This is a genomic window from Paenibacillus sp. MDMC362 (assembly GCF_003269305.1).
Lineage (GTDB): Bacteria > Bacillota > Bacilli > Paenibacillales > Paenibacillaceae > Paenibacillus_AQ.
On record NZ_QLYT01000100.1, the window covers coordinates 1 to 10,671 of the forward strand.

General features: G+C 50.7%; 6 protein-coding genes. All 6 read left to right on the forward strand.

Going from position 1 to position 10,671, the window contains the following annotated elements:
• Nucleotides 1-1,157: 1,157 nt before the first annotated feature.
• The 6 genes from DP091_RS30785 (at nucleotide 1,158) to DP091_RS31545 (ending at nucleotide 10,593) form a co-directional block, all read left to right on the forward strand.
• Complete coding sequence (locus tag DP091_RS30785; protein ID WP_181469967.1) at nucleotides 1,158-2,126, forward strand: ABC transporter permease; 969 nt, start codon at nucleotides 1,158-1,160, stop codon at nucleotides 2,124-2,126.
• A 16-nt stretch (nucleotides 2,127-2,142) separates the two neighbouring features.
• Complete coding sequence (locus DP091_RS30790; RefSeq protein WP_113061810.1) at nucleotides 2,143-3,060, forward strand: carbohydrate ABC transporter permease; 918 nt, start codon at nucleotides 2,143-2,145, stop codon at nucleotides 3,058-3,060.
• A 95-nt stretch (nucleotides 3,061-3,155) separates the two neighbouring features.
• On the forward strand, nucleotides 3,156-4,694 hold the full coding sequence (locus DP091_RS30795; protein WP_113061811.1) for an extracellular solute-binding protein: 1,539 nt from the start codon (nucleotides 3,156-3,158) through the stop codon (nucleotides 4,692-4,694).
• Nucleotides 4,695-4,819: 125 nt separating this feature from the next.
• On the forward strand, nucleotides 4,820-9,475 hold the full coding sequence (locus DP091_RS30800) for an S-layer homology domain-containing protein (protein WP_113061812.1): 4,656 nt from the start codon (nucleotides 4,820-4,822) through the stop codon (nucleotides 9,473-9,475).
• 445 nt (nucleotides 9,476-9,920) lie between these two features.
• The gene (locus DP091_RS30805; RefSeq protein WP_113061813.1) at nucleotides 9,921-10,193 is read left to right on the forward strand and encodes a hypothetical protein; all 273 of its coding nucleotides are present in this window, start codon (nucleotides 9,921-9,923) and stop codon (nucleotides 10,191-10,193) included.
• Nucleotides 10,194-10,419: 226 nt separating this feature from the next.
• Nucleotides 10,420-10,593, forward strand: a complete 174-nt coding sequence (locus tag DP091_RS31545) for a hypothetical protein (protein WP_181469968.1) — start codon at nucleotides 10,420-10,422, stop codon at nucleotides 10,591-10,593.
• Nucleotides 10,594-10,671: the final 78 nt, after the last annotated feature.

The following is a 10,671-nucleotide window of genomic DNA, read 5'->3' on the forward strand; positions in this document are numbered from 1 at the left end:
GTTTAAGGGTACTTGATGGGAATCGGCTGGGGGTGTAGGGGCGTAAAACTCCTTCGCTCTTTGTCGCTCCACGGTCGTATCGTTCCTCCAATCGCTGTTGTCGCCGAAATTCCTGGAATTATGATTGCAGCTGAAGAATTTCGGCTCCAGCTTATGCTATCGATGCGAGTTTTCCGGTGGAAAACTTTCAGCCGACCGACACGCTTTTTCGGAAACCGATACGCTCTCTCCGCTGGTCCGCGTGGGTTCAAACCACTCCCAAAGCCACTCCCCTTGGTTGGGGGAAGTAGAGATGTGAAAGTCCGCTCCACGGTCGTATCGTTCCTCCAATCGCTGTTGTCGCTGAATTTCCAGGAATGATGATACAGCAGAAGAAATTCAGCTCCAGCCTATGCTTTCGATGCGAGTTTTTCGGTGGAAAACTTTCAGCCGACCGCTACGCTTTTTCGGAAACCGATACGCTCTCTCCGCTGGTCCGAGTGGGTCCGCCCAAAAAGCCTCCCCCCTTGGTTTGGGGGGAGAGGGGAAGCGCAGCTCAGCAGAGCATGCGCAGTTACATAAACCAAACGAGCCGTTCGGGGCATGCATCCCGAACGGCTTGTTTGCTTTTACTCCCAGCCTTAACCATCGGCTGGGCGGAAGTAATCACCCACGCAGCATGGTTGAGGCTAGGCGAGGCCAAGCTCGGAGCGGAGCAGAGTGGGCCTTGCTTGGTGATGAAGCACGGCAATGCCGTATGCTTCGAATGCCAACTTCATTCTTGAGCAAGCTTCAACGGAGCAGGCGGAATTGTTCTGGAGAAGCGGCAGCGGTCCCCTTTATCCCCGGATTTCAACATTGTTTCATTCATTCAGAAGAAATCCGGGGGTAACAGGGATCGGAAGAACAATCCGCATGCGGAGTGATGAATCATCCTCTTTTCCGATGTGGGTTAATGGTTTGTTTATCAGTTGAACAACGCTTAGCCGATCATCACAACTTAACACCCCATGAAACACCCATCGCAGCCTCATGGCACAATTACTGACGTCCATGCCCCAACACAACATCATATTACCATAAATAGTAATGATCCTCGCCTACTCAGTCCCTGCGCCGGGAATTACAATTTGTAGTAACCAAGGAGATTGAATCAATAGAAAGGGGGAGACGAGTCGATGAAACCCACGATAGAACCATCGCCGGCACCGTATAGAGAGATGAAGAAAAAACGAGGGTACTGGGGCCGTTTAGGGTCGGACATATGGAAAGAGTGGGATCTTTATCTGCTGCTCGTACCGGGCATCTTGTTCATTTTACTGTTCAAGTACACACCGATGTACGGCATAACGATTGCATTTAAGGATTTCAACATATTCACCGGATTTGCCGACAGCCCGTGGGTGGGATGGAAGCACTTCGAGAAGCTGTTCACGTCGCCGGATTTTGCTCAGGTATTCAAAAATACGGTCATCATCAGCTTCCTGAAAATCGTGATCTTGTTTCCGCTCCCCATCATTATCGCCCTGATGCTCAATGAGCTGAGGAATATGGTATTTAAGCGCACGGTGCAAACCGTCATCTATCTTCCGCATTTCTTGTCCTGGGTCATCGTTGGTGGATTGTTTATCGATTTGCTCTCGACGAATGGAGGAATCGTCAACAAATTGCTGGTGTCTCTGGGCATGGAGCAGATTGCGTTCTTCCTGGATAACAGCGTGTTCCGGAGCGTGCTGATCACGTCGGCGGGCTGGAAGGAAACGGGCTGGAGCACCATCGTATACTTGGCAGCGTTTACAATGATCGATCCGATGCTGTATGAAGCCGCGAAGATTGACGGCGCTGGACGTTGGAAGCAGCTATGGCATATCACGCTGCCGGGGATTGCTCCAATCATTGTCCTGATGTTTATCCTGCGGCTGGGGAATGTGCTGGAAGCGGGAACGGAGCAGATTCTGGTCATGTACAACCCGGTGGTGTACCAGGTGTCGGATGTCATTGGTACCTATGTTTACCGGCAGGGTCTCGGGAACCAGGATTACAGCTTCTCGACCGCGGTTGGCTTGTTCGAAGCGGTGATATCCTTTACATTGGTCATCATGGGCAATGCCATGAGCAGAAAATACTTACAGCGCGGGATCTGGTAAAGAAAGGGTGGCGCAAATGGATCACAAAAAAGCTTTGGAAGGAACAAACACCACCCGAGGTGTCATCCAAACGTCGTTTTCGGAAAAATGCTTCTCGGTATTCAATTATACGTTCTTCATCGTGATGGGCTTAACGACCCTGCTGCCTTTCCTGAACCTGATCGCCAAATCCTTGAGCAGCGAGGGAGCCGTCATATCGGGCCAGGTTGGGCTGCTCCCGGTCGGGGTTCAATTCGAAACGTACAAGTATGTACTGCAGGATTCCATGTTCTTGAATTCGCTCAAGGTATCCATTTTTCTGACGATCATCGGAACAGCTTGCAGCTTGTTTCTGACCACGCTGACGGCTTATCCGTTGTCCAAATACCGGCTGCGGGGACGGAAAGGCCTGCTGTTGATCTTCGTATTCACGATGCTCTTCAGCGGCGGACTAATTCCGACTTACCTGCTCATGCAGAATTTGAATCTGGTGAACTCCTTCCCGGTGTTATTCCTCCCGGCGATGGTGAACGTATACAACATGCTTATCATTAAAAACTATTTCGAGGGGCTTCCGGATGAGCTGGAGGAATCCGCCAAGCTGGACGGCGCGGGGAATATCCGCATCCTGGTCTCGGTCATTGTGCCGCTCTCGCTTCCCGTTATGGCAACGATCGGATTGTTCTTTGCGGTTGCTTTCTGGAATGACTATTTTGCGGCGATGATTTACATTACCGACCCGGCGATCAAGCCGATGCAGCTGTACCTGAAGGAGCTGCTTGTTTCGTCCAGCGGGGATTTCCTGAAGGATAATGTCGACGCCGCGATTAATGCGACGCCGCAGTCCATACAAGCATCCTCGATCCTGCTGGCAACGATCCCGATTTTGCTGGTGTATCCATTCCTGCAAAAATATTTTGTCAAAGGCGTGCTTGTAGGTTCGGTTAAAGGCTAGATTCATCAGAGCTTACTTAATAAAGGTGGTGATGCGCTTCGTATTGCTCAGATGGCAGAATTCATTGAATTTCTCAATCACAAGGAGGGTTATCCATGATCAAGATTAAAAAATCCGCAGTACTGGCCGGGATTCTCGGATTCACGCTGGCGCTGTCCGGATGCGGCGGCGGGGGAGGCGGCACGACGGACACGCCGGCGGCTCAACCATCGGACACACCGGCAAGCACCCCGAAGGATGAGGGGAATAAAGACACAACGGCTGAAAAACCGGGGCTGCGCATGATCATGCAATATGGATTGTTTGATCCGAAGACGGAATATGTGGCCAAGTACATCCAGGAAAGAACCGGATTCAATGTGGAATACGAACTGCTGCCGGCCGAGAACGCGGATGAGAAGCTGAACCTGCTCGTATCCAGCAAAGATAACTATGATTTGGTGAAATTGAATGCAGCGCAGTTCTACAATCTGGCCTCTGCGGGAGCGCTCGAGCCGATCGATGAGCTGCTGGAATCCCACGGCAATTATATCAAGCAATCCATTAAACAGGAATCCTTCGGCAGTGCCACCATCGACGGGAAGATTTATGGCATTCCCGAGACCGGAGCTGGCGTAAGCATTGGGGAGGAACTGGTGGTAAGGCAGGATTGGATGGACGAATTAGGACTGTCCACCCCTACGAACACCGATGAACTATACAATGTGCTCAAAACGATCAAAGAGAAGAAGAATGTCATTCCGCTCACGGTGAGCAATAAGGCCCCTGCTATTTATGGCAACATTGCCGCGACATTTGGCGTTTTGACGGATTGGAAAGAGGTCGACGGTAAGCTGATGCATCGGGCTGAACTTCCAGAGATGAAAGAGTATCTCACCTATATGAATAAACTGTATAAAGAAGGACTGCTCGATACCGAGACTCCGATTAATACCGCACAAAAATCCATTGAAAAATTTTCAGGCGGTAAAGCTGCGATGTATGAGCTGGCCTGGTGGAATGCCGGGACAACGATTGACGCGCTGAAGAAAAACTTTCCGGATGCCAAAACGAGCATCATTCCTTACCTGAAAGGTAAGGACGGCAAAGCCGTTATCGGGGCGAAAGCAAATACAACTTGGTATGTCGCTATTTTGAAATCCTCTAAGAACAAGGAAGCCGCCATGGAATTCCTGAATGCGAAGCTGGAGCCGGAGACGTTCAAAGGCATCGCGCTGGGTAAAGAAGGCGTCCATCATGAGGTAAAGGACGGAAAGTACTATCCGATTCTGCCGATCTTTAATGATGAATTGAGTAATGCAAGCAATTTTCTAACCGGGGTAGACGAAGAGAAGTATCCGATTTACTGGCAAGCACGCGTACGCAAAGATCCGGTTCTGCAAGCGCACTTCGAAGCTTTCCAGAAGAATGCTGAAGGCATCATCGTGTTAGATCCAATGTCCACCGCACCGCCAATTGAAGCTGTATCCAAAAACCTGCTGAAATTGTCGACCCTGCTCGATGACAATGTGCTGCAATTCATTTCGGGAGCGAAGCCGATTGATGCTTACGATCAATTCCTGGCTCAATGGAGAGCCGAAGGTGGTGCCGATATGGTGACAGCAGCAAATGAATGGTTTCAGTCCACGAAGTAAATGATTCATTTGAAAAAGCAGTCTGCGCTGGCGGCTGCTTTTTCAAAATTCGTAAAGGGGGTGACTGTTGAATTTATATTTACGTGATGGTTCATTCTGAGTAGGAGAAGGGTGGTAATCATTTGATGTATCGTTTATTTCGCAGGCGGATCGCGCTGTTTCTCAGTTTGTCACTGATCGTTTCTCTCATGGTTCCGGTTGGTTCTTCCGCGTTCGCGGATAACGAAATTCCTCCGGTTCAAAGCGCGGGTCCCGAACCGGTTACCCTGGTCTCCCAAGGCGGAGAGAGCCTGGAGTTCACGGATATTAACGTGGCGGGCGATACCGTGGAAGGGAAAAATGATTATTTGGCGCTGTATACCAGCGGCGTAGCGGTCACGGGTTCCGTTTATACCGATGAGGTATGGGTTCCCACGCTTCATGTCGCGGTCTCTGTGGATGCGAGCGGCATTGTCCAGAATGTGGTTGGACCGGACGGCGATCCTCCGACTTCTTGGGCTCCGGGAACGTTGCTTCCAATTCCGGCCGGTGGTTACGTTGTAGTGGCTGGCGGCACCAATGGATGGGATCAATCCGTTTTTCAGAAACCTCTCTTCAATCATAACAAAACGGGAGATACGGTGAAGCTGATGCGGGCGGGCGAAGAAGTGACTGCGGCTGATTTCCTGCCGGAGCAGCCGGGGCCGGGTCCAGGGCCGGATCCGCTGCCACCCGAGCTGCATCTGATTACGCCGAACGATGCGACCGTGGATATTCCGGTCATTGAGATTGCGGGTTTTGTGGCGAATTATGCCGCGGATCAGGATTTAAGTGTAACGGTTAATGGCGATGAAACTGCGCTTACGGCGGAAGGCATGTTTCGCACGAATGTTTATTTGGAGCCGGGCCCGAACGCGGCTGAGGTGAAGCTGTTTAAGGGAGACGGCGAATTGGCCGTTCAAACGCTGAACATCGTGTACGAACCGATCGAGAACCAGGATTATATTGAAGTCGAAGCGGCACCGAAGGATATTACGATCGACATCGAAGGTCCGCGCAAGAAGCTGGACTATGTCGACAAGGATGTCACGGGCGTACCGAATATCGTGGCGATTTTTACAAGAGATTACGGCAGCTCCATCACGATTCCCCAGACCAATGTGGCCGTGCAGGTGGATGCCAACAACCGTGTATTACGGGTGATCAATCCTTCGATCAACGGGAAGCCGCCTGTTTGGACCGGGCCGACCGAGCTTGAAATTCCTGAAGGCGGTTATGTGCTGATGGCACAGGACAACAGCTATGCAGGTAACAACATCAAGCGCTACTTGGCCGAGAATTTTAAGGTCGGGGACATGATCAAGCTGCGCAAGAACGGGGAAGTGGTTCAGGTACGCGACATCATGAGCGGTAATGGCCTTATTGCACGGCTTACGCTGGATAACCAGACGATGTACACTGTAACAGAAGGCAGCACCTCCATCACGGGGCGCATCGACAACATAGACGACATTACCACGATCAAACTTCTTGTGAACGGTAACGAGGTGCCTTTTGAAGCGGATGGTACCTTCACGCATAACTACACGTTAACAAACGGCACCAATTATATCGAAGTCAAAGTAATGAAGAATGACATCGAGCAGGACGTACGTCATCTTGCGGTGTTTGCAAGACCTGATTTCTCCCCGGAAAAAGAAGTCATTCTCTGGGTGGACCAGGCTTCCAATGTCAGAAAGTTTAAAACGAGTGAGGATGTTTTGGCATTTCTGCAAAAAGCCAAGGAAACGGGCGTTACCTCCGTGGCATTTGATGTAAAAGGCGTTGAAGGTTATGTCTCTTATAAGAAGAACGATTTGACGGGCAGACCTTATGTCAGCGAGATCAAGGCACCCGAAAAAGCAGGCGCAAGCCCGGATCTGGACCTCCTGCAGGAGTTTATTGATCATGGTCATGCACTGGGATTAGAGATTCATGCGGCGATCAACGTATTTGCCGAAGGATCGATTGCCCATAACGAGTACGCGGTGCTGAACGATCACCTCGATTGGGAGGAACGTGTATATTTCGCGGAGAACAATGGCGAGATCAAGCGTCTGCGCGAGAGCAAGAAACAGGGCTTGGTAGCCTTCGTTAACCCGTCCAATGACGAGGTTCGCAATTATCAGCTTCGAACATTCGAAGAAATCATTAAGAATTACGATGTGGACGGCGTTGTCCATGACCGGAGTCGATACGACAACGAGGGGGCCGATTTCAGCGATGAGACCCGCGTGAAGTTCGAGCAGTTTTTGCAGACACGGAACAAGCAGCTTGTCAATTGGCCAAACGATATTTTCTATTATGAAAACAATGTTCGGGTATATGGCCCCCTGATTCAGGATTGGTGGGAATTCCGCTCGGGCACGATTCAGAGCTTCTTCGGCGAAGTAAAGGCACTGGTGGATTCCTATGAGGTTTCTACAGGCAGAAAGATCGAGGTATCCTCTTATGTTGGATCCTGGTATGAAACGTATTATTTGAACGGCGTGAACTGGGGCAGCAAGAACTTCCGGTTTGATCCTGCACTCGGCATGCCGGACGAATCGGTGTATACGCCGGAATATTATCAAACCGGTTATATCGAATATTTGGATTTTCTGATGATCGGGGCTTATCAAACCACCAGCCAGGAAATCCAGAAATACATTACGCTTGGCAATATCGTAACGAATGGTGAAATTCCGCTGTATGCAGGCATTGCCATGAACAATGTGCAGGCGCCGGCCGTACAGCGCGAAGTGTTCCAGGCGGGGCTGAAGTCCACGAACGGACTGATGCTGTTTGACGCATCCCAGGTCAACTGGCCGATCGCGGCGGCTGCTCTCCAAGATAAGGAGTGGGTGAAGGACTACCAGCTCGGCATGAGCTTGCCGGGAAGTCCGGATTCGTTCCTGGAAGGCAATTTCTATAACATCAACCGGATCGAGGGCAACGTCAACGTGATGACGGAAGCCTTCGGATACTCCACGGGCACGAACCGATTCGGGGTTGAAGTGGTAGTGGATAACACGGGTCACGTGACGCGCGTGGTCAACCGGAACCAAGCGATCAACTGGAGCTGGGGAGCGCCCGAAGAGAATAACAGCGTTATTCCGCAGGGAGGTTTTGTCATTTCCACCCTGGACCCGTCTGGAACGAGAACGCTGCGGCAGCTCGTTGCCAATGCCTACAATACCGGGGATCAGGTTCGTTCGGCCGTATTAAGCGGGCTGATGGATGACGAGGGCAAAGAGACGCGCGACAGCCAGCTTGCGTTGAAAGGGCTGGTTGAAGTTCTCGGACCCGGCCAAGCGGCCGTGAAGGTGAACGGTACTGCTGCGACCCTGTCGGCGAAAGGTGAATTTACAGCTAATGTGCCGCTGCAAACGGGCGTCAATTCGATTACGGTGGATGTGTTCGTTGACGAATTCAAAACCAACAGCAAGACGTTTGAGGTCATCCGGACTACTACGGGAGACGGCGGATCCGATCCGGGAACTCCGGGCGGAGGATCCGGATCACCCGGTGGAGGATCACCACCACCACCTCCTAAACCATCGGAGCCCGAGCGCTTGAGCATTAAGAAAGAGACGGCACCGGGCGGCGGGACGGTCATCGTAGCGGATGCAAACGAGAAGCGTTTGCTCGATGATGTGGCACGGCTTAGCAAGCTGCCGGCAGCTTCACGCGTGCTTACGTATTCGGTGACCGATGCTTCGGATTCCGTCGTTCTTCACTTGCCTGTTCAGGGACTGAGCGCTGCCGTGAAGGACCTGTCGGGGGGCTCCATCGTGTTGGAATCCTCCCAAGGCCGAGTGGAAATTCCGCTCAATTCGCTGATGGAAGCATTACAACAACGGGGTACGGCGGAAAGCCTGCAAATTCGCGTCGGTTTAGCTTCAAAAGAAGAAGAGGATCGGGTAAAGGCAGCGTTGGAAGCAGGAGCCTCCAAGCTGGATGCATCACTTTCCATAAGCTTGGCTTGGAAACAGGGGGATACGTTATCAGCACTGCCGGCGCTTAAGGGACCTTACGCTAAGTTTACCAAGGCTCTATCCCGTGTCGTCAGTCCATCCCAAACGACGGTGCTGCGGATGAATCCGGCTTCCGGCAAGCTGGTCTTCGTACCGGCACTCATTCGCACGTCGAACGGCAAATCCCAAGCGGAGTTTAAGTGGAGGGATAGCGGCGTATACTCCGTTGTCTCCCATGCGAAGACGTTTGAGGATTTAAGCAGCCATTGGGCCCGCGAGGACATTTCGCTGCTGGCCTCGAAACAATTGATCGAGGGATTAAGCGATACGCGTTTTGGTCCAAACGAGGCGATCACGAGAGCGCAGTTCACGGCAATGCTCGTCCGTGCGCTCGGATTGAAGGATCAGGGAGACCATGCGAGCTTCCAGGATGTGAAGGCAAACGATTGGTATGCAGCCGCTGTCGCTACGGCAGTGGAGCATGGGCTGATCGAAGGCTTCAGCAATGGTACGTTCCGTCCGAACGAGGAGATCACCCGCGAGCAGATGAGTGTCTTGCTGCTCCGAGCACTGAAGCTTGCCGGTACGGATCTGGAGACAGGAAATACGGACTCCATTTTGGAAGGGTTCAAGGATCGTGAACGCATTGCGTCCTGGTCAGAAGAGGCCGTGTCGGCCATCGTCAAATCAGGGTTGATGGAGGGACGTTCTTCTGACCGGTTCGTTCCGGAAGCCCATTCTACCCGGGCTGAGGGAGCGGTCGTATTAACCCGGATGCTGCAAATGGCTGAATTCATTAACCGTTAAACGCAGACGACCCGTTCGTTATTAACGAACGGGTCTTTGTTGTACGTAAGGTTTTTGAAGTAACGTAGCAGTGAACTTGAAGTGCTACCTTTTTTGAAGAAGTCGCACTGGTCGCCCTGGGGTAGGGGAAATCCTCATAACAGCTTCATGATCCATCGTGGAATGTAGAGAATAACATCAAATATGAGAGTAGTGGTTATCTCCATTCGCTCCAATTTTGTTCTTCCGGGCCAGTAAATCTTATTCATATGATGAACCTCATTTCAAGTGGATTTGTTGGACTCGTATCGAATCAAATTCTTAAAGATAAATACGCAGGGATTAAATGGAAGTTCCAGTGAATAAGAGGTAGTATATGTACAACCAAGTGTGAATTTTGGAATGCGGAGTTCCCAGCAGAAGAAAGCGTGAGTGAAATGGAATTAGAAGTTCAGGAGGTAGCGGAATGAGTAGAGATTGGCATGAGGATATGGAGTACTGCAATAGGCTAGATGACAAAGGCCAGAGTTTTATTTCGCCGGAGGTTTTAAAATACTGGCTCCAGCAAGCAGAAGAAGAGAAAAAACGTGCAGATGAACTCAGTAAAGCAGTAGAAGAAGCCATCGAAATTTGTGAGTTGGTGGAGGACTCAAATGACCCGTTAGAGCTCCTTGAACAAGTGCTGATTCAATTGCAATTGGTGGCGTCCTTCCAAGGGAGGAAAGAGCATTATGCATAATAGTTAGCAATTGATAAATACAATACCCCGTATCTTTGGTCGGGGTGGCGGTATATGGTAATATATCCCTACAGACAGTTGTATCATAAAGGGGGTTATAAGGTACAGTATGATGAGCGGTCAGGTTGGTGCTCCTGAAACCGCATATGTAACCATCCTTGGTCGGGTACCTGTTCATATTTATAGAGCGGATACATAGCTTGAACATCGGTTAAAGGAGGCTGAAATGGGACAAGAGAATGAGATTCAAGAGCTTAAAGATCGATTGAATGCAGTGGAGCAGCAGTTGGAGAAGAGATCAAGGGGGTTCAAAGCGCTTCGAACCGGCGTAATCATTATACTTGTTATTTTTCTGCTTTTGACACTCATTGGGATAATCCAATTTGTCAGTAGTGGTTAAAAGGCTGCCTACAGGGCAGTCTCAGGCTGTCGAGAAAGTCTCGACAGCTATTTTTTGCACATTTAATTCAACACGACA